This is a genomic window from Bradyrhizobium macuxiense (assembly GCF_007993935.1).
Classification (GTDB): domain Bacteria; phylum Pseudomonadota; class Alphaproteobacteria; order Rhizobiales; family Xanthobacteraceae; genus Bradyrhizobium; species Bradyrhizobium macuxiense_A.
Genome location: NZ_VITY01000005.1, coordinates 227,836 through 246,539, shown reverse-complemented (window position 1 = coordinate 246,539; position 18,704 = coordinate 227,836). Strand labels below are relative to the sequence as shown.

17 protein-coding genes are annotated in these 18,704 nt (G+C 65.2%); 13 read left to right on the top strand and 4 right to left on the bottom strand.

Annotated elements, in window-relative coordinates; translation table 11 throughout:
* The first annotated feature begins 42 nt into the window (after positions 1 to 42).
* The 3 genes from FBZ93_RS15535 to FBZ93_RS15525 all read left to right on the top strand — a co-directional run bounded on the left by FBZ93_RS15535 (position 43) and on the right by FBZ93_RS15525 (position 2,558).
* On the top strand, positions 43 to 741 hold the full coding sequence (locus tag FBZ93_RS15535; RefSeq protein WP_146986796.1) for a pirin family protein: 699 nt from the start codon (positions 43 to 45) through the stop codon (positions 739 to 741).
* A 92-nt stretch (positions 742 to 833) separates the two neighbouring features.
* Positions 834 to 1,433: an NAD(P)H:quinone oxidoreductase gene (gene wrbA / locus FBZ93_RS15530; RefSeq protein WP_146986795.1), complete on the top strand. Its 600-nt coding sequence runs from the start codon at positions 834 to 836 to the stop codon at positions 1,431 to 1,433.
* 177 nt (positions 1,434 to 1,610) lie between these two features.
* Positions 1,611 to 2,558, top strand: coding sequence for a DUF5996 family protein (locus FBZ93_RS15525; protein WP_146986794.1), 948 nt, complete (start codon positions 1,611 to 1,613; stop codon positions 2,556 to 2,558).
* A gap of 64 nt (positions 2,559 to 2,622) precedes the next feature.
* On the opposite strand, the gene FBZ93_RS15520 is transcribed toward FBZ93_RS15525, so the two are convergent.
* Positions 2,623 to 3,570 carry a cupin-like domain-containing protein gene (locus FBZ93_RS15520; RefSeq protein ID WP_146986793.1) on the bottom strand — a complete coding sequence of 316 codons (948 nt, stop codon included), beginning with the start codon at positions 3,568 to 3,570 and terminating at the stop codon, positions 2,623 to 2,625.
* Positions 3,571 to 3,812: 242 nt separating this feature from the next.
* On the opposite strand from FBZ93_RS15520, the gene FBZ93_RS15515 reads away from it, so the two are divergent.
* Both FBZ93_RS15515 and FBZ93_RS15510 read left to right on the top strand, forming a co-directional pair.
* Positions 3,813 to 4,922, top strand: a complete 1,110-nt coding sequence (locus tag FBZ93_RS15515; protein ID WP_146986792.1) for a glycoside hydrolase family 5 protein — start codon at positions 3,813 to 3,815, stop codon at positions 4,920 to 4,922.
* 94 nt (positions 4,923 to 5,016) lie between these two features.
* Entirely contained in the window at positions 5,017 to 6,519 is a 1,503-nt protein-coding gene (locus tag FBZ93_RS15510) for a hypothetical protein (protein WP_246667502.1), read from the top strand.
* A 62-nt stretch (positions 6,520 to 6,581) separates the two neighbouring features.
* On the opposite strand, the gene FBZ93_RS15505 is transcribed toward FBZ93_RS15510, so the two are convergent.
* Positions 6,582 to 7,181, bottom strand: coding sequence for a 3-keto-disaccharide hydrolase (locus FBZ93_RS15505; protein WP_146986791.1), 600 nt, complete (start codon positions 7,179 to 7,181; stop codon positions 6,582 to 6,584).
* Between the two features lie 219 nt (positions 7,182 to 7,400).
* Between FBZ93_RS15505 and FBZ93_RS15500 the strand changes: the two genes are divergently transcribed.
* The 3 genes from FBZ93_RS15500 to FBZ93_RS15490 all read left to right on the top strand — a co-directional run bounded on the left by FBZ93_RS15500 (position 7,401) and on the right by FBZ93_RS15490 (position 8,578).
* Entirely contained in the window at positions 7,401 to 7,871 is a 471-nt protein-coding gene (locus tag FBZ93_RS15500) for a cupin domain-containing protein (RefSeq protein ID WP_246667501.1), read from the top strand.
* A gap of 68 nt (positions 7,872 to 7,939) precedes the next feature.
* Positions 7,940 to 8,179 carry a DUF2171 domain-containing protein gene (locus FBZ93_RS15495; protein ID WP_146986790.1) on the top strand — a complete coding sequence of 80 codons (240 nt, stop codon included), beginning with the start codon at positions 7,940 to 7,942 and terminating at the stop codon, positions 8,177 to 8,179.
* 57 nt (positions 8,180 to 8,236) lie between these two features.
* Positions 8,237 to 8,578: a hypothetical protein gene (locus tag FBZ93_RS15490; protein ID WP_146986789.1), complete on the top strand. Its 342-nt coding sequence runs from the start codon at positions 8,237 to 8,239 to the stop codon at positions 8,576 to 8,578.
* Here FBZ93_RS15490 and FBZ93_RS15485 read toward each other — a convergent pair.
* Positions 8,552 to 12,658, bottom strand: a complete 4,107-nt coding sequence (locus FBZ93_RS15485) for a bifunctional diguanylate cyclase/phosphodiesterase (RefSeq protein WP_146986788.1) — start codon at positions 12,656 to 12,658, stop codon at positions 8,552 to 8,554. The two genes, FBZ93_RS15490 and FBZ93_RS15485, sit on opposite strands and share 27 nt — an antisense overlap.
* Positions 12,659 to 13,059: 401 nt before the next feature.
* Here FBZ93_RS15485 and FBZ93_RS15480 point away from each other — a divergent pair, with 401 nt between their 5' ends.
* The 3 genes from FBZ93_RS15480 to FBZ93_RS15470 are packed head-to-tail and all read left to right on the top strand — an operon-like array spanning position 13,060 to position 16,299.
* Positions 13,060 to 14,112: an Ldh family oxidoreductase gene (locus FBZ93_RS15480; protein WP_146986787.1), complete on the top strand. Its 1,053-nt coding sequence runs from the start codon at positions 13,060 to 13,062 to the stop codon at positions 14,110 to 14,112.
* A 24-nt stretch (positions 14,113 to 14,136) separates the two neighbouring features.
* Positions 14,137 to 15,501 (top strand): LLM class flavin-dependent oxidoreductase, encoded by a 1,365-nt coding sequence (locus FBZ93_RS15475; protein WP_146986786.1) that lies wholly within the window; start codon positions 14,137 to 14,139, stop codon positions 15,499 to 15,501.
* Positions 15,502 to 15,513: 12 nt separating this feature from the next.
* Positions 15,514 to 16,299 (top strand): fumarylacetoacetate hydrolase family protein, encoded by a 786-nt coding sequence (locus FBZ93_RS15470; RefSeq protein WP_146986785.1) that lies wholly within the window; start codon positions 15,514 to 15,516, stop codon positions 16,297 to 16,299.
* 358 nt (positions 16,300 to 16,657) lie between these two features.
* Here the strand turns inward: FBZ93_RS15470 and FBZ93_RS15465 are convergent, their stop codons facing one another.
* On the bottom strand, positions 16,658 to 17,578 hold the full coding sequence (locus FBZ93_RS15465) for a LysR family transcriptional regulator (RefSeq protein WP_146986784.1): 921 nt from the start codon (positions 17,576 to 17,578) through the stop codon (positions 16,658 to 16,660).
* 190 nt (positions 17,579 to 17,768) lie between these two features.
* Here FBZ93_RS15465 and FBZ93_RS15460 point away from each other — a divergent pair, with 190 nt between their 5' ends.
* Both FBZ93_RS15460 and FBZ93_RS15455 read left to right on the top strand, forming a co-directional pair.
* Complete coding sequence (locus tag FBZ93_RS15460) at positions 17,769 to 18,116, top strand: hypothetical protein (protein WP_246667500.1); 348 nt, start codon at positions 17,769 to 17,771, stop codon at positions 18,114 to 18,116.
* A gap of 62 nt (positions 18,117 to 18,178) precedes the next feature.
* Complete coding sequence (locus FBZ93_RS15455) at positions 18,179 to 18,685, top strand: hypothetical protein (RefSeq protein ID WP_246667499.1); 507 nt, start codon at positions 18,179 to 18,181, stop codon at positions 18,683 to 18,685.
* The last annotated feature ends 19 nt before the right edge of the window (positions 18,686 to 18,704 follow it).

Below are 18,704 nucleotides of genomic sequence, written 5' to 3'. Positions count from 1 at the left end.
GCGGTCAACGAGATCGAAACCAACCCATCGAACGGAGTAACCATGATCGAACTGAAACCATTCGCAAAGCTGGGCGGTGCCGACCACGGCTGGCTGAAGGCCAAGCACCACTTCTCGTTTGCGAGCTACTACGACCCCGCCAATGTCAGCCACGGCGCGCTGCGGGTGTGGAACGACGACGAGATCGCGCCCAACTCCGGCTTCCCGGCGCATCCGCATGCCAACATGGAGATCATCACCTATGTTCGCGAAGGCGCGATCACGCACCAGGACTCGCTCGGCAACAAGGGACGCACCGAAGCCGGCGACGTGCAGGTGATGAGCGCCGGCAGCGGCATCCGTCACTCCGAGTACAATCTGGAGCCGTCCAAGACGAAGATATTCCAGATCTGGATCGAGCCGACGACGCAGGGCGGCCAGCCGACCTGGGGATCGAAGCCGTTCCCGAAGTCGAACCGCTCCGGCAAGCTCGTCACCATCGCCTCCGGCATCGACGGCGACGATGATGCGCTACCGATCCGGGCCAACGCGCGGGTGCTCGCCACCACGCTGAAGGCCGGCGAAAGCGCGGAATACGCCGCCGATAAGGCCCGTCACCTCTATCTGGTGCCGGCGGCCGGCAGCATCGAGGTCAACGGCGTGCGCGTCAATGCGCGCGACGGCGCCGCGATCCGCGATGAAGCCACGCTGAAGATCACCGCGCTCGAGGATGCCGAGCTCGTGCTGGTCGACGCGGCGTAATCACGCCTCACCCTGCATGCGCGGACGGACGTCCGCGCATGCTCCTCCCCCCAATCATCTCCCGCCGACTCAGCCCAAAAAAGGAGGCCATCATGGCCAAGGTTCTTGTTCTCTATTACTCCGCCTACGGTCACATCGAAGCAATGGCGAATGCCGTTGCGGAAGGCGCACGCGAAGCCGGCGCCAGCGTCGACATCAAGCGCGTGCCCGAGCTCGTGCCGGCCGAAGTCGCCAAGGCGTCGTACTACAAGCTCGACCAGGCCGCGCCGATCGCTACGATCGATGATCTCGCCAATTACGATGCGATCATCGTCGGCACCGGCACCCGCTTCGGCCGCATGGCTTCGCAGATGGCCAACTTCCTCGACCAGGCCGGCGGGCTCTGGGCCAGGGGCGCGCTGAACGGCAAGGTCGGCGCCGCCTTCACCTCGAGCGCGACCCAGCATGGCGGCCAGGAGACGACGCTGTTCTCGATCATCACCAACCTCTTGCATTTCGGCATGACGGTGGTCGGCCTGAACTACGGCTTTGCCGGCCAGATGAAGCTCGACGAGGTCACCGGCGGCGCGCCCTACGGCGCGACCACCATCACCGGCGGCGACGGCAGCCGCCAGCCGAGCGAGAACGAACTGGCCGGCGCCCGCTATCAGGGCCGCGCGGTCGCGGAGGCCGCCAGGAAACTGCACGGCTAAACCGAACGGCTGAGCTTTGCGGTTGGGTTTCACGCCTAACGGCCACGCGATAGGGCGGCACTTCCTGGCGATTGCCGCCCTGTCTGCATTTTTTGGAAGCGACGGTTCCCGAAATCATCGGGACCATTTTCGTGATATTCCGCAAGACTTCCTGTCGGCGCAGCCTAGAGGTTTGCCATGACCAACACACAGAAGACCCGCTGGCCGGAACTGCCGACCGCGGCGTGGCGCGACAGCAGTGCCACGCTCCAGCTCTTCACCCAGATCGCCGGCAAGATCCGGCTGGCGAAGTCGCCTTGGCTCAATCACTCCTGGCACGTCACGCTCTACGTCACGGCGCGCGGGCTGACGACCTCGCCGATCCCCGACGGCGACCGCACGTTCCAGATCGACTTCGACTTCGTCGATCACATGCTCCGCATCTCGACCAGCGACGGCACCGAGCGGCAATTGGCGCTGGCCGGTCAATCGGTCGCAAGCTTCTACGCGGCGACGATGACCAATCTGAAGGACCTCGGGATCGACGTCGCCATCGACGAGATCCCAAACGAAGTCACCGCCCCGATCCCGTTCTCGCAGGATACGCAGCATGCGTCGTACGACGCGGATGCGGTGCGCCGGTTTCACCAGATCCTCGTCAACTGCGATCGCGTGTTCAAGCAATTCCGGACCGGCTTCCTCGGCAAGGCGAGCCCGGTGCATTTCTTCTGGGGCAGCTTTGATCTCGCGGTGACGCGCTTTTCCGGCAGAACGGCCCCGCAACATCCCGGCGGCGTGCCCCATTTGCCCGACGCGGTGGCGCACGAGGCCTATTCGCACGAGGTCAGCAGCGCCGGCTTCTGGCCGGGCGGCGGCGCAATCGATTATCCCGCTTTCTACTCCTACGCCTATCCCGAACCCGCGGGCTATCGCAGCACGCCGGTGCGCCCCGGCGCGGCATTCTTCAGCGAGGCACTCGGCGAATTCATCCTGCCCTACGACGCCGTGCGGGCGGCCGCAGACCCGGACAAGGTGCTGCTCGAATTCCTGCAATCGAGCTATGAGGCAGCGGCGATCAACGCGAACTGGGACCGTGCTGCGCTGGAATGCACGCCGGGCCAGCCGGGCGTAGTCAGAGCGGTCTAGCGCCGGGTTTCTCAACCGGTGTCGTCAACACCGTCATTCCAGCACCTGCAACCGGCAAGCTCGCTTACGCCGCCGCCAGCGCCGCGTTGGGCAGGTCGACAATTTTGCCGAGATCGCTCTCGTCGAGGCGGAAGTCGATCGCGCGCTGCACGGCGCGTTCGCGCTTCACCCATTTGCCGTCGCGCAGCAGCTTCTGCATCACCTGCTTGGCGAAGAAGACCGGGCCGCGGATGCTGCGGCTGCGCGGCGCGTAGCCGAAGCGATGACGCAGCATGCCGTTGGCGAGATGCAGGATCTGGGTGCGGCGGATGTCGTCGTTCACATAGGAGATCGTCATCGAGATGTTGACGGTGTCGAGGTTCTCGACGCGGTGCGGCGCATTGAGTGGCCAGTTCAGCATCTCGCCGGGCTCGAGATCGATCACCTGCGCATGCCAGTCGCACCAGGGCTCGTAGGGGATATCGACCTCGACGTCGAACAGCGCGATGTTCTCCAGATGCTCGGGCCGGATGAACGGCTGCGTGTTGGGATAGATATAGACGCGCTTGCGGCCGGCGATCTGGACCAGGCCCTGCCCCGGCAGATCGGCGTGGTAATGGACCTGCGCATCGGGCGACGAGATCAGGATGCCGGCCTGATGCGTCGGCGCGTCGAAGCCGGGAACCCTGGCTGCGATCTCGCCGAACATCCGCTCGATCATGTCGCGGTAGCGGCGATCGACCGCAGTGACGTTGCGCAGGTTCAGCCACAGGCCGCCGCGCGAAATCGCCTCGATCACCTGATGGCCGCGCAGCCTGCCGATCTCGCCCTCGCGCCAGACCCGGCTCGATCCCTTCGTGCCGGTCTTGACCAGGCTGTAGTGCTCGCGCGGATAGTGCTCAATCAGCTTCGCGAGATCGTCGATCGAGAACGCCGGCTGCCGGTGCATGGTGTGCTCGAGCCGGATCGGCCGACGGCTCCAGAGCCTCGAATGGTTGTCATCCCAATCCGTGAAGATCCTGCCTGTCGTCATGGTCGCGCTCCTGGAAGCTGCGCCGTTTCGCTTCATCCGATGTCCCGTTCCGGGACGAGCGGGCTGCTCTTGAACAGGGATTGGCAAGAACGGTGCCGTCGCGTATGCGCGCGGGGTTACGCAACGCTAATGTCTCGCCGATATGGCTAACCGCGACGTTTCCGGAGCCGGCCGCCATGGCCGACAGGACCGAATGACCGAACCACGTCGCCGCTGCAACATGATCGCGAGTTGATCGTCCAATGGCCCGGCTATCGTCGATCCCCGTCGTTTTTGCCGCCGCATCCATATTGCTGTCCGTCGCCGCGCGGGCCTGCCCTTCCCTGATCGACGGCGTTCCCGCCGACCGGCTCGAGGCCTTGTCGCGCGGCGTCAATGCCGACGGCTGGATCGCCGATCCGCGCTCGGCGCCGCCGCGCGGCCTGCTGCTCGAGCTGCGCAAGGCCGGCCTGACCCACATCCGGCTGCCGGTGCCTGCCGACTTCGTCATGCCGCGCTTCGCTACAAAGGCAGACATCGACGCCCGCCTGCAAACCGTCGATAGCGCGCTGAAGACCCTGCTCGGGCTCGGCTATGCGGTGTCGATCGACCTGCATTCGGGCCGGTACTTCAACGCGCTGCACAAGGACGATCCGCAGGGCGCGATGACCGAAATGAAGAGCGCCTGGCGCGAGCTGGCGCGGATCATCCAGCGCTACCCGTCCGATCGGGTCTTTGCGGAACTCCTGAACGAGCCGGAGGTTGCTGCCGCGCAATGGCAAGGCGAAGCCCGGGAGCTTGCCGGCTTCATTCGCCAATTGCTGCCGCAGACCACGCTGATCACGGGTCCGGTCAATTGGCAACGCGCGGATTCGCTGCCCGACTTTAAGCCGCTCGATGATCCCAACGTCGTCTATGCCATCCACTTCTACGATCCGATGGTGTTCACCCATCAGGCGCATTGGGATCCGAACGAGCCGCTCCACAACGTCGTCGGATTGCCCTATCCGGCCCGCGCCGACGATCCCAGGGTTCAACAGCTGCGGGAACAGCTGACCGTGCTGAACAGGCCCAGGGCGCTCGCGATGGTCGACCGCGCCATCCCCGACCGCGGCATCGACAAATGGCTCGAACCCGCGGCCGCCTGGCAGCGGCAATACTCCCGGCCGATCATCATCAATGAGTTCGGGGTGCTCAAGGCCGGCGCGCCGCGCGACAGCCGGTTGCGCTGGCTCGCCGGCGTCACGGCTTACGCCCGGCAGCAATGCTGGGGCTGGACACATTGGGAAATGTCACAGGGCTTTGGCCTGGCCGACGCCGTGACCGGCAAGGCCGACCAAGGGGTGCTCAAGGCGCTGCTCGGAACCCGCTAGCCCCGTCTGGTTAACCCGTTTTTACACAATGCGCGGCTAGATCGACGATGCGGTGTGGTGTGCCCACACGTCCGGTCATCTTAGGTCAGAGCCTGTGCGAGCAGAGATAGCCCCGCGGCCGCTGTTGGCCGGCGACTTGCTTCCGGCGCTCGGCATCGCCGTGGCATCGATCGCCTTCGCGCCAATCATGCAGGCGGCGAACGCCGGGCTCGCGATCGTCGTCGAAAGCCTGATCGGCTGCGCCATCGTGCTCGCGGCGCCGGCCTACGCGCCGTCGATCGCCGTCTTCATCATCTTCTTCCAGAACCTGTTCGTCTCGATCCTGTCATCCTACATGACGACCGAGCAGGAGATGGATTTCGTCAAAGGCTACAATTTCCTGATCTGCGCTGTCATGTGGCTGGTGACGCTGGCGCTGTATGTGCTGCGCGAACGCAAGCATTCAACTGACGTCGACCGGATCATGAAATGGGGGCTGTTAACCCTCGCGGTCGTGACGGGGTATTTCCTGCTCGGCGCCACGCAGGACCCGCATGCGGCCCTCGTCTATCTGCGCAACATCGCGTTTCCGATCTTTCTGTTCCAGCTGTCGCTGCTGACCGCCGCTAGCTTCGAGATCCGCGTCACGCCGTTCCTGGTGGCGGTGTCTGTGCTGCTGATCGTCTGCGGCTATGTCGAACTGATGTTCCGCGATTTCTGGCTCACCATCACCAATGGCTACACGTTCTGGCATTTCGACGAGCTGAAGGCGACCCGCTCCGGATCCTGGGAAGCCGAGATGCGCCAAACCGGCAACGTGCCGGTGGATCTGATCGACCGCTTCCGCTTCAGCTTTCTCAACAGCCCGTTGTTCGAGGATCTCGGACTGTCGTCAATTCTGCGCATCTTCGGACCGAATATGAGCCCGATCAGCTTCGGCTACGGGATCGCCTTCTCCATCCTGTTTCTGTTCGCGGTCGGATTTCGCTGGCTGGCGCTGGCCGCGATCCCGTTGCTGATCTTCTGCAGCGTCAAGGGCGCGCTCATCCTGGTCATCTTCGTGGCCCTGGCCTGGACGGCAACCTGGCTGTTCGGCGCCACCATCACCCTTGCCGTCGCGTTGGTCGGGCTCGTGGTGTACGCCATCGCAGCCATCCATATCGGACTCCAGATCGGCGACTTTCACGTGATCGGCTTCATGGGCGGCTGGGACGGATTCCGGCAGAACCCGATCGGCCGCGGCCTCGGCGTCGGCGGCAATCTCTCCGAAGGTTACTTCTCGATCGACTGGAACGCCGCGCAAGCGGCCGGCACGATGGACGGCGCGGTGGAAAGCGCGGTCGGCGTGCTGCTCTACCAGATGGGCATCGGCGCACTGGTGCCGCTCGGCTTCTTTCTTGCGATGGCGCTGAAGGCCTGGCGCCTCTACGCCTCGTCCGGAATCCTCATCCAGGGGCTCGCCGCATTCGGCACGATGGTCGTGCTGGTGAACGGCATCTTCCAGGAAGAGGCGCTGTTTGCGCCGCCGGCGCTCGGGCTGTTGCTGTGCCTGACCGGGCTCGTGATCGGCCATCATTTGCGCACGCAAGGCGACGATCCAAAGGCCGCCGGCCGATAGCGCACGCGACGCGGCAGGAAGCCCGGCCGCGGCGCGACCGGGCTCCTCTCGACCTTGCGCCGTCAGAGCGGCTTGATCTGCACCTTGCGGAACTTGACCACGCCCGAACCATACTGGAGCGCGACGTAGCCGCTGGCGTGCTTGGAGTCCTGCGCGTCGACGGTCTTCTGGCCGTTCAGCGTCACGACGAAATGCGGTCCCTGCGCCGTGATCTCGTAGACATTCCACTTGCCGGCCGCCTTCGGCATCGGATCGACCTTGCCGACGTCGACGATCGCGCCGGTGCCGTAGGTCGGGTCCGGCCGCTTGTCGAAGATGTTGACCTCGTAGCAGACCTTGGAGTCGATCGTCTTGTTGCCTTCACAGCGGATGAACACGCCGCTATTGGCGTCCTCGTCGGTCCAGAACTCGGCGCGGATCTGGAAATCCTTGTATTGGGTCTTGCTGACGAGATAGGAGAGATCCTTGCCGTCGAGCTTGTCGGCGACCAGCGCGCCGTCCTTCATCGCCCAGTTGGCCTTGCCGACCTCGTCCCAGTCACCCTTCTTGGAGCTGTCGAGCAGCGTAATCCAGCCGTCGTCCCCCGATGCGCTGGTGGAGAATTGCAGCGCGGCCGCACCGATCACAAGTCCCGCCGCCAGTATCGACAGATGCTTCTTCAAGGTTGTTCTCCCGTCTTTTGGTTGGCGCGCAACCTATCATCGTCTGCAGCCGCGTAAATGCGTTTTTGATATTGCAACTGCGTTGTGTCACGCGCCGCTGACGCAATCTTGAGGTCAGACATGCATGGACGCGCCTTGTCCTTTGGAAGCGAGAGCGACTAGCATCATGCGACATACGGGCGCAGCCGTTGCCCGAACGAATTGAACTCGGAGGATACGATGACGGCGTCGAACCGGTCCTGGCGATACCTGATGATGCCGCTGGTGTTTGCCGGCACGCTGAGCGTCAGCTCCGCGGCCGAGCTCAATCCGGCCGCCGTCACCTACAAACTGCCGGACCAGATTCCCTGGAGCCCGGTCGACGCGCGCGGCGCGCAGAATGCCGTCGTGGTCGGTGATCCGTCGAAGCCCGGCTTCTACATGGTCTACACCAAATGGACCAAGGGCAATCACTTCAGCCGGCCGCACTTCCATCCCAACGATCGCTACATCGTCGTGCTGAAAGGCACCTGGTGGGTCGGCTCGGGTCCGAAATTCGATCCCGATCACGGCACGGTGGCGATGCCGGCCGGAAGCTTCGTCACTCATTTCGGCAAGCAGGTACACTGGGACGGCGCCAAGGACGAGGATGCCGTGCTGCTGATCATGGGCGAAGGCCCGGCCACCGCAACAGAAGTCGAGCAGAAGTAGCGGAAGCCTATAGCAACCTTCGCATCCAGGCGGCGTTTCATCCCCTCATCATGACGAGGAGATAACGCATGGCGAAAGCCGCCGACATTCGGGAACATATGGATGTGATCTCGTCGGACAAGAAGACGGTCGGCAAGGTCGACCACATGGAAGGCACCGATAAGATCAAGCTGACCAAGCAAAGCTCGCCCGACGGCCAGCACCATCACTTCATTCCGCTGTCCTGGGTCGACCATGTCGACCAGCACGTCCACCTCAACAAATCGGGCGCCGACGTTACGGCGCATTGGCAGCACGGCCGCCAATAGCTGCGTTGCGCGAGGAGGCGGCGATGCTATCATCGCGGCCCTAAGGAAGGGGTTTCGATGCATCCCGCCGCCAAGCTGCAATTTGCCCGCATCGCCGACGAGTTCGCGCGTTGGCGCGCCATTCCCGAGCCGGAGCGGCCTCCGGCCCCGGCGTGGTGGTGGGGACCGGCGTTCGAGTTGCGCGATGCCGTCGGCCCGCTGCCGTCGAACTGGTGCCGTCAGCTCCGCCTGCCTGACGGCGCGAGCTTTGCAGACGGCACGCGCGTGCTTCGCCAGACCCTGGCCGGCCAGACCACGCTGCCCTGGCCCTATGATTTCTCGCGCAAGGTCGCATCCACCGATTCCGACGTCCGCGACCTGCCGGTGCAGCCGTCAGACGACAGCGCGTTTCCGCCCTAGGTCCGCCTCGGCCTCGCCGGTCGCCTCGTCCTCCAGCGACGGCTGCAGCGAGGGCGACGTCGACGCCTTCAGCAGCTCGGCAAGATCGCGCGGCGGCAGCGGCCGGCTGAACAGGAAGCCCTGCATCTCGTCGCAGGCATGCGCGCGCAGGAACTCCTGCTGCTCGGAGGTCTCGACGCCCTCGGCCACGATGGTCATGCCGAGCGCCTTGCCCATGCTGATGATCGCCTGCGCGATCGCGACGTCCTCGGAATCATCGGGCAGGTCGCGCACGAAGGAGCGATCGATCTTGATCGTGTCGATCGGGAACTGCTTCATCAGCGACATCGACGAATAGCCGGTGCCGAAATCGTCGATCGCGAGGCGAATGCCGCGGTTCTGGATCGCGTCGAGCACGCGGACCGCACGCGTCACGTTGCGCATCACCATGCTCTCGGTGACCTCGAGCTGCAGCAGCGCCGGCGACATGCCGCTCGCCGCCAGCGCCTCGTCGATATCGTCGAGCAGATGCGGATCGCCGAACTGTCGCGGCGAGAGGTTGACCGCCATGGTCACCGCCTTGAGGCCGCGGTGCTGCCACGCCATGTTCTGCGCGCAGGCCTCCTTCAGCACCCAGCGGCCGATCGGCACGATCAACCCGATCTCCTCGGCGAGCGGGATGAACTGCCCCGGCGAGACCTTGCCGAGCTCGGGATGGGTCCAGCGCAGCAGCGCCTCGACGCCGCTGATCTGCCCACTCGCCATGTCGACCTTGGGCTGATAGTCGAGCGAGAACTGCTCGCGTTCCAGCGCGCGGCGCAGCGCGCTCTCCATGGTCAGACGCTCGATCGACTGCGCCCTGACCTCATTGGAGAAGAAACGGAAGCCGTTCTTGCCGTCCTCCTTGGCAAGATACATCGCCATGTCGGCGTTCTTGGTGAGCGTCTGCACGTCGGAGCCGTCGGCGGGATACATCGCAATCCCGATCGAGGCCGTGGTGTGGCACTCGTGCCCGCTGATCGTCAGCGGCTGGCTCAACGAAATCAGGAGATCGCCGGCAATGCGCTCGACGTCGCCCCGTTCGGCGGTTTCCTCCAGGATGACCACGAACTCGTCGCCGCCGAGCCGCGCCACCACGTCGCTCGCGCGCAACGATCCGCGCAACCGCTCGGCGATCGCCACCAGCAGCATGTCGCCGGCGTCGTGGCCGAGCGAATCGTTGATGATCTTGAATCGATCGAGATCGATGAACAGCACCGCGACCTGCCGGCGATGGCGATCCGCAGCCGAGATCGCGTGACGCAGCATCTCATTGAACGTTTCGCGGTTCGGCAGATTGGTCAGGCTGTCATGTGAGGCGAGGTATTCGATCCGCTCGTCCGCCTTGTGTTTCTCGTCGGCGCGATCGAAGCTTTCGAGCGCGAATGCCAGATTGTCGGCGAGCCGCTGCAACAGCTCGGCGAACTCCGGCGTGAAGGTGTCCTTCTCGATCGCGACGAAAATCATGACGCCGACCACCCGCCCGCTGACGATCAGCGGAAAGGAGGCACCGGACTTCGTCCCGTCGAGGCGAGCCCGCTCGTGGAAGGCTGTGGTCTCGGTGTCGGCAAAATAGTCGTTGATGATGCAGGCCTTGCCCGACCGGAACGCCCTGCCGCAGGCGCCGCGGCCCTCCGGGTGCGCCTCGTTGACCGAGAGCGTCACCTGGCTCGCGCCCTCGGCTGCCGGGCCCGCGATCGCGACAATACTAAGATAATCGCTGCCGCCCTGCGCCATCGCGATGGTGGTCGACGTGAACTTGCCGCCGGTCGCGGCCGCCTCGCTGACCAGTTGATACAATTCGGTGCGGGACTTCGCCCGCATGATCGCCTCATTGGTCGCACTCAGCGCCGCGAACATCCGCGACAGCCGCTCCTTCTGTTCGTCGGCCCGCGCCTTTTCATCGGCGCGGTCGAAATTGGCGAGCGCGAACGACACGTTCTCGGCGAGCCGCTGCAACAACGCCATCATTTCCGGGCTGAAGGTGCCGAATTCGCTGGAGAGGAACACCAGCGCGCCGATCGCCTCGCCGTTCTTGAGCAACGGCAGGGCCGCGCCGGACTTGCTGCCGCTGTCGCGAACGATCGGATAGACATGCGATTCAGGGTCGAAGTCGCTGAGATAATCGTTGCTGATGCAGGGCCTGCGGGTGCGGATCGCAACGCCGGTCAGCGTCTGTCCCTCCGGGCGCGTCGCATCGGCCGACAACTGGACCTCGCGGGCCCGCACCCGGTCGGGGCCGGAAGCCGCCACGTTATCCAGGAAGGCCTCGCCCGGACGCACCAGGCGGATCGTGGCCGAAATGAACTGACCGCCGACCGCCGCGGCGTCGCAGACCAGATCGAACAGCTCGCTGCGGGATTTCGCCCGCATGATCGCTTCGTTGGTCGCGCTCAGCGCCGCGAACATCCGCCTCAGCCGTTCCTTCTGCTCCTCGGTCCGCGCCTTCTCGTCGGCGCGATCGAAACTGCCGAGCGCATAGGAGACGTTGTCGGCGAGCCGTTGCAGCAGCTCGGCGAATTCCGCGGAGAAGGTGTTGCGCTTGGCGGAGATGAACAGCATCACGCCAACCGGCTCGTCGTCGACGATCAACGGAAATGCCGCGCCCGACCGCGCATCCTCGCGGTCGATGACGTCGCGGAACGGGCTGTTGGCGACATCGCCCATGAAATCGTTGTTGATGCAGGCGCGCCGGGAGCGGAACGCCCTGCCGCAGACGCCGCGTCCTTCGGGCCGCGCCTCGCTGCGCGAGACGTTGAGGCGGCGTGCATTCTCGGCGGTCGGTCCCGCGACCGCCATCATCTCCATGAAATCATCGCCGGGTTTCGCGATCAGGATGCTGGTGGAGTTGAACCCGCCGCCATGCGCCGCCGCGGCGCAGACCAGCTCGAACATCTCGAGCCGCGACCGCGCCCGCATGATCGCCTCGTTGGTCGCGCTCAGCGCCGCGAACATCCGCGACAGCCGCTCGCGTTCGGCGTCGGCCCTGGCCTTCTCGGTGGCGCGGCCGAACGTGTCGAGCGCGACCGAGACGTTCTCGGCGATGCCCGCCAGCAGCGCGATGATCTCTTCGTCGCGGGCCCAGGAATTGCCGGTGAAGAAGATCAGGACGCCGATACTCCTGCCGAACCGGGTGAGCGGCAGCGCGACGCAGGCCATCAGGCCGCTGCCACCGGCCTGCTTCTGAGAGGGGCTCGCCGATATCGGGATATCGTGCTCGACGCACGGCCGTTGGGTGCGGAACGCCTCGCCGCAGATCCCCTTGCCGTAGAGATTGTCCGGATCGGTCGAGAAGCGCGTCTGCGTGATCAGGTCGATCGCCTCGCCGGTGCCGGCGACGGGCTCGAGCCAGTGCGTGTCAGGCTCGGCCAGCAGCACCACGGTAGCGAAGGATTTTCCGCTGAACACCGCGGCATCGCACACCCGCTGATAGAGATCGTGCTCGGTCTTGGCGCGAAGGATGGCCTCATTGGTTGCGCTGATGGCGCCGAACATGCGGTTCAGCCGGCGCATCGCCCGCTCGCCGCTCTTGCGTGACGCCTCATGGTCGAAATTGTCGAGCGCGTAGGACACGTTCGCCGCCATGCGCTCCAGCAGCGACACGATCTCCTCACCGAGCGAGTCGACCTCGCGCCGGGTCACCATGAAGACGCCGACGCTGCGCCCGCCACAGACCAGCGGCATCGCCGCCGCCGCGCCGACGCCGGCCGCCGCGAGGCCGCTGCGCCAGGCCGCGGAACGGGCGTCGTTGACATAGTCGTTGCTGACATTGGCGCTCTGATCGCGGAACGCGCGGCCGGCGACGCCCTCCCCTTCCGGGGTGTTGGCGGTCGCGGAGATCCTGATGCTACGCAGACGCGCGACATCGTCGCCGCAACCGGCTGCGAATGTCAGCAGACCGGTATCCGGCTCCAGCAAAAAGACAGTCGTGGCCAGGAAGCTCCCGCTCGAGAACGCGGCTTCGCAAACCTTTGCGTACAGTTCTTCTGGTGATTTCGCGTACAGGATCGCTTCGTTGGTGGCATTCAACGCCGCGAATGTACGCCCGATGCTCGACTGCACGATTCCTGAAGGCCCCGGGGCCACCCCTCCAAACTGGAGCGGAAGATTGCCCGCGATAGGCCTAAGTGGTGGTTAGCGTATCCGGCAAGTTGCACGACAAAGTAAACGGCTGACGAACGCGGACGGCCGTTTTCCGGGATATTACGGACGCCGGTGTGCCAGCCTGAGGCGGAGGCTTGAGGGGCCCGGATCCCGGGCCTGCCTGGGCCGTCCGAGCCGCCAAATTCCGCTTCGCGACCGCACCCGTTCCACTCCGTGAAAACATGGCCGCGAGCACCCTGCTGGCGGTATGGCGGACCGGATTTTCTGCCCTTGCTCGCACCTCGGCGCTTTGAGAGCATGACGCCGACAACAGCAAGCAAGACCCGCGCATCACGCGGGCCGACCGCGAGGAAAATCCCATGCCGATCGTCCAGGCCGACCGTCTCACGCGCATCGGCGCGGCGCTCCTGAAGGGCGCCGGCGCATCGGAGGAGGAGGCGAGCGCCGTCGCCTCCGGCTGCGTCAACGCCAACCTCGCCGGCCACGACTCCCACGGCGTGATCGCGATCCCAACCTATATCGACCGGATCAAGGCCGGCCACATCGTGCCCGGCGCGAAATGGACCGTCGTGCAGGAGACGCCGACCACGACCGTGATCGACGGTCATTGGGGGTTCGGCTTTCACGTCAACGCCAAGGCGATGGAGATGACCATCAACAAGGCGAAGACCGCCAATGTCGCGGCCTGCACCGTGTTCCGGCAGAGCCATGTCGGGCGTCTTGCGCATTATCCGCTGATGGCGATGCGCGAGGGCATGATCGGGATCGCGGCCGCGGATTCCGGCCGCTCGCCGAAGCATGTCGCCCCGTTCGGCGGCCGCGAGGCCCGGCTCGGCACCAATCCGCTGTCGATCGCGGTGCCCTCCGATCTCGAGGCGCCGTTCTATCTCGACATGGCGACCTCGGCGGTCGCGGCGGGCAAGATCCAGCTCGCGGTGGCGCGCGGCGAGCAGATCCCGAAGGGCTGGATCATCGATGCCGAGGGGCGCGACACCACCGACCCCAGGGATTATCGCAAGGGCGGCGCGCTGCTGCCGCTCGGCGGCAGCGAAGGCTACAAGGGCTCGGGCCTTGCCGCGATGGTCGAGGTGCTGTGCGGCCTTCTGACCGGCCTCGGTTTCGGCGTCGAGCCGACCGGCCGGCACAACGACGGCTGCTTCATGGCGGTGTTCAACGTCGCTGCGTTCCGCCCGCTCATGGATTTCAAGAAGGAGGTCGCCGACTTCGCCCGCTATCTGAAATCGACGCCGCCCTCGGAAGGGAGCCGCGGCGTGTTCTATCCGGGCGAGATCGAACATCTGCGCGAGCAACAGCGACGCAAGGACGGCATCGAGATCGAGGATGCGACCTGGGACAAGCTGAAGGCGCTCGCCGCCGACTACAAGCTCACCAACGACCTCGACCTTCGCTGAACCATCCGAGCAAAGGAGAACGACATGACACGGCAAATGGCGCTGGTTGGCTTTTTGCAGGCGCAGAACTGCACCAACCTGCCGAGCTCCTGGCGCCACCCGGAGTCGCGCGACGATTCGATGTCGGCGGACTACTACCAGGAGATCGCGCGCATCCTGGAGCGCGGCAAATTCCACATGGCGTTCTTCGACGATCGCCTCGCAATGCCCGATCGCTACGGCAACGATCACGCCCACACCGTCGAATACGGCATCCGCTGCGTGAAGATGGACCCGATCGTGGTGCTGACCACGATGGGCATGGTCACCACCAAGCTCGGGCTCGCCTCGACCGCCTCCACCACCTATTTCGAGCCGTTCGACGTCGCCCGCCGCTTCGCCACGCTCGATTTGATGACGGGCGGCCGCGCCGCCTGGAACGTGGTGACGTCGGTCAATGACGGCGAAGCACTCAACATGGGCCGCGAGCAGCATCTCGAGCACGATCTCCGCTACGACCGTGCCGACGAGTTCATGGAGGTGGTGCTCGGTCACTGGGACGCCTGGGAAGACGGCTCGCTGGTGATCGACAAGACAAGCGGCCGCTTCGCCGATCCGACCAAGGTGAAGCGGCTCGACCACAAAGGACAGTTCTTCACCTCGCGCGGCCCGTTCACCGTGCCGCGCTCGGCGCAGGGCCACCCCGTCGTGATCCAGGCCGGCGCCTCTGGCCGCGGCCAGCGCTTTGCCGGGCGCTGGGGCGAGGTGATCTTCACCGCGGCGCGCAACCTTGCCAACGCCAAGCAGGGCTATGACGCGATCCGGGGCGAAGCCGCCAAGGCCGGCCGCGATCCCGACCAGATGTTCCTCTGCAACCTGATCACGCCGGTCACGGGCGCGACCAAGGCCGAGGCCGAAGATCGCATGGCGGTGATCCAGAAGCTGCCGCTCGAGATCGATGCGCTGTCGTTGCTCGCCGAAGGCCTCAACTTCGATTTCGGCGCCAAGGGGATCGACGAGCCGCTCACCACAGAGGAGCTGCAGGGCATGCAAGGCATGCTCGGCATCCGCGACGGCGTGCTGCGCACCTCCGGCAAGACCAATCCCTCGACCCGCGACTTCATCACCTTCTCCGGCCGCGGCCAGGTGCAGGACGCGATGGTCGGCGGCCCGAAGGAGATCGCCGACCGGCTGGAGGAAATGTTCGAAGGTCGCGGCTGCGACGGCTTCGTCGTCGCGGCGAGCTACGTGCCGGGGTCCTATGCCGACTTCGTCGACCACGTGGCGCCCGAGTTGCAGAAGCGCGGGCTGTTCCACAAGGACTACGCCGGCACGACGCTGCGGGAAAATCTTGGACTCAAGCGCCCGGCGGCGGGCGCCTGGAAGACCCGCGCGCTGGCCGCGGAATAGAGGGACATCATCATGCGCTGGCTGAAATTCACTGCCGCGAGCACGACCTCCTGGGGTCTCGTCGAGGGCGACACCGTCACGACCGTCAACGGCGATCCGTTCGGCGAATGGAGCAAGACGGCGAAGACCCACGCCTTGAAGGACGTCAAGATCGAGCTGCCGCTGATCCCGCGCACCTTCTACTGCGTCGGGCTGAACTACCTGAAGCACCTCAAGGAGGCCGCGGACAAGGCCGGCACGGTGCCGAATGTGCCCGATCGGCCCGAGATCGGCTATCGCGCGCAGAACGCGCTGATCGCCCATGATGAGAACGTCGTGATCCCGGCCAGCGCGACCGAGAAGATCCATTACGAGGGCGAGCTCGTCGTCGTGATCGGCAAGACGGCCAAACACCTGACCGAAGCCAATGCGATGGACTGTGTGTTCGGCTACACGATCGGCAACGATGTGTCGGAGCGCACCTGGCAGAAGGCCGATCGCGGGCTGTGGCGCGCCAAGAACGCCGACACCTTCAAGCCGATGGGCCCGTGGATCGAGACCGACGTCGATCTCGATCGCATGGAGACCGCGATCCGGGTCAACGGCAGGGAGACCGGTCGCTTCCGGACCAACGAGATGATCTTCGGCATCGTGCCGTTCCTGGTCGAGCTCAGCAAATACTTCACGCTGTCGCCCGGCGACGTGATCTGGATGGGCACCGACGGCGCCTCGCCGGATTTGAAGGACGGCGACGTGGTCGAGGTCGACATCACCGGCATCGGGACCTTGCGGAACAGGTTCGTGAAGGAGAAGGTGTGAGGGCGTGCACTCCGATAGATCCGTCATCCTGAGGAGCGCGGAACGCGCGTCTCGAAGGATGAACGGCCCAGCTGGTGGCCGTCGACCCTTCGAGACGGCCGCTGCGCGGCCTCCTCAGGGTGACGGTGATAGAGCCCAAGTACACGCTTCTGTCCGTTCGTCGTCCTGGCGAAAGCCAGGCCCCATAACCACAGGGTTGTGTTGTTGAAGCGCGCTGTGGCCACGGCGTCGCACAATGATTCACATTCGTGGTAATGAGTCCCGGCCTTCGCCGGGACGACGATGGGGATGGTTCTCGATTCAAGATTTCAAGCAGCGCGGTGTCATCACGCTTCGCTCCACCCATCCTACATTCGAGCTAGCGCACGGCCCCCGGCTGGCTCTTCACATGATCGATGAAGGCGCGCAGCTTCGGCATGATCTGGCGGTGGCCGGGATAGTAGAGAAACACGCCCGGCGTCGTCGTCGCGAAGGACTCCAGCACGCGGACCAGCTTCTTCTCCCTCACGGCACCGGTGACGAGCGGCGCGGGCACTTGCGCCAGTCCGACACCTTCGATGGCCGCACCGACCAGCGTCGGGAAATCATGCCCGATGAAGGATCCGGACACGGCGAGATCGATCGAACGGCCATTGTCGTTCAGCGACCACGGCGCCAGCCCGCCGTTCGATCGGCGCAACCGCAGGCAGGCGTGATCGCGCAAATCGTCGGGACGCTTCGGCCGGCCGCGGCGCGCGAGATAGTCCGGGCTGCCGACGATGGCGAAAGGAAACGGCTTGGTCAGGCGAACCGCGACCATGTCGGGGTTGATGAACTGGCCCATCCGGATGCCGGCATCGAAACCGCCGGCGGCGAGATCGAGCAGCTCCTCGCTGGCGGCGAGCTCGACCTCGATCTCGGGATAGGCCTTGCAGAATGAGGCGATCAGCGGCTCCAGCAGGATCGGCACCACCGAGCGCGGCACGGTGAGGCGCAGCAGCCCGGCCGGCTTCTGCCCGAGCTCGCGCGCGGCCCCGCTCGCGGCGACCAGTTCCTCGAACGCAGGCCTTGCGCGCGCCAGGAAGCGTTCGCCGGCTTCGGTGAGGCCGACGCTGCGGGTGGTGCGGATGAACAGCACGGCGCCGAGGCGCGCCTCGAGCGCGCGCACCGCCTGGCTGATCGCCGATGGCGTCACCGCGAGCTCGGTCGCCGCACGGCGAAAGCTGCGGTGCTGCGCGACGCTGAGGAACGCCTCCACGCCGTCCAGCGCGCCCTGCCGGACTGTGAAGTTCTGCTTCATGGCCCGTCAACATTATCGCGAATAGTCGCTCGCGGAAAGCCGCCCTACATCAGCCACAGGCAGCAGCACCGCGACACACGCTGCTCCACGCGACATCACGACGTAAGTCGTGAACGGAGACATGCGACCGATGAAACCAATCCGTCACACCCTCCTTGCCCTCACCCTCACTTTGACAGGCTTAACCACCATGACCACTCCCTCCCCTGCCCAGGCCCAAGCACAAGCCACCTCGACCATCACCACCGGCGTGATGGTCATCCTGACCGTCAAGCCCGGCGTCACCCGCGACCAGGTGATGGCCGTGATGCCGGATGAAATCCGGCAGACCGTGCAGCTCTATCTCAATGGCAAGGTGCGCGAATGGTATTCGCGCTCCGACGGGCGCGGCGTCGTCTTCCTGCTCGACGCCAAGGACACCGCCGAGGCGCACGCGATCATGGAAGGCCTGCCGCTGTCCAAGCTGGACATCATGGACCACGAATACATCGCGGTCGGCCCGCTGCTGCCGCTGCGTTTGCTGGTCACCAAGCCCTGAACGCAAGCCGAGGTCGAACCCGGTCGACGGGTTCGGCCTCGCGACCACATCGACAATAGAGGATGCCGGCCGTGCCAATCACTCTCAACATTCCATTCCTGCTCAGCGTCGCCGGAGCTTTTCTGACGAGTACCGTGGTGGCCGCCACCTATGTCTGGCCGGCGCTCCGCGCGATGCCGCGCCATGAGGCGCTCCGGCTGCTTGCGGCGTTCCATGCTTTCCGGTTTCTCGGGATGAACTTCCTGGTCACAGGCTTCGTGTCGCCGGAGGTGAATCCGGTGTTTGCCGGCGCGGTCGGCTGGGGCGATCTGACCGCCGCTGTTCTCGCGCTGCTCGCGATGGCGGCGCTATCGTGGCGCTGGCCGATCGCCCTTCCGATCGTCTGGCTGTTCAACATCTGGGGCACGCTGGATCTTCTCAACGCCTACTACATGGGCGCGACGAAGAACGCGGGTCCCGGCCTGTTCGGCGCCGGCATCTACATTCCGGCGCTGTATGTGCCGCTGCTGCTGGTGAGCCACGTGATGATTTTCATGCTGCTGATGCGGGCCAAGGCGGCTGAGGCGTAGGACGGGTAGAGCGCAGCGC

Excerpts from the sequence above, each read along its gene's own strand:
- FBZ93_RS15535 (WP_146986796.1), top strand. The coding sequence starts at position 43 with ATGATCGAACTGAAACCATTCGCAAAGCTGGGCGGTGCCGACCACGGC.
- wrbA (WP_146986795.1), top strand. The coding sequence starts at position 834 with ATGGCCAAGGTTCTTGTTCTCTATTACTCCGCCTACGGTCACATCGAA.
- FBZ93_RS15525 (WP_146986794.1), top strand. The coding sequence starts at position 1,611 with ATGACCAACACACAGAAGACCCGCTGGCCGGAACTGCCGACCGCGGCG.
- FBZ93_RS15520 (WP_146986793.1), bottom strand. The coding sequence starts at position 3,570 with ATGACGACAGGCAGGATCTTCACGGATTGGGATGACAACCATTCGAGG.
- FBZ93_RS15515 (WP_146986792.1), top strand. The coding sequence starts at position 3,813 with ATGGCCCGGCTATCGTCGATCCCCGTCGTTTTTGCCGCCGCATCCATA.
- FBZ93_RS15500 (WP_246667501.1), top strand. The coding sequence starts at position 7,401 with ATGACGGCGTCGAACCGGTCCTGGCGATACCTGATGATGCCGCTGGTG.
- FBZ93_RS15495 (WP_146986790.1), top strand. The coding sequence starts at position 7,940 with ATGGCGAAAGCCGCCGACATTCGGGAACATATGGATGTGATCTCGTCG.
- FBZ93_RS15490 (WP_146986789.1), top strand. The coding sequence starts at position 8,237 with ATGCATCCCGCCGCCAAGCTGCAATTTGCCCGCATCGCCGACGAGTTC.
- FBZ93_RS15480 (WP_146986787.1), top strand. The coding sequence starts at position 13,060 with ATGCCGATCGTCCAGGCCGACCGTCTCACGCGCATCGGCGCGGCGCTC.
- FBZ93_RS15475 (WP_146986786.1), top strand. The coding sequence starts at position 14,137 with ATGACACGGCAAATGGCGCTGGTTGGCTTTTTGCAGGCGCAGAACTGC.
- FBZ93_RS15470 (WP_146986785.1), top strand. The coding sequence starts at position 15,514 with ATGCGCTGGCTGAAATTCACTGCCGCGAGCACGACCTCCTGGGGTCTC.
- FBZ93_RS15465 (WP_146986784.1), bottom strand. The coding sequence starts at position 17,578 with ATGAAGCAGAACTTCACAGTCCGGCAGGGCGCGCTGGACGGCGTGGAG.
- FBZ93_RS15460 (WP_246667500.1), top strand. The coding sequence starts at position 17,769 with ATGACCACTCCCTCCCCTGCCCAGGCCCAAGCACAAGCCACCTCGACC.
- FBZ93_RS15455 (WP_246667499.1), top strand. The coding sequence starts at position 18,179 with ATGCCGGCCGTGCCAATCACTCTCAACATTCCATTCCTGCTCAGCGTC.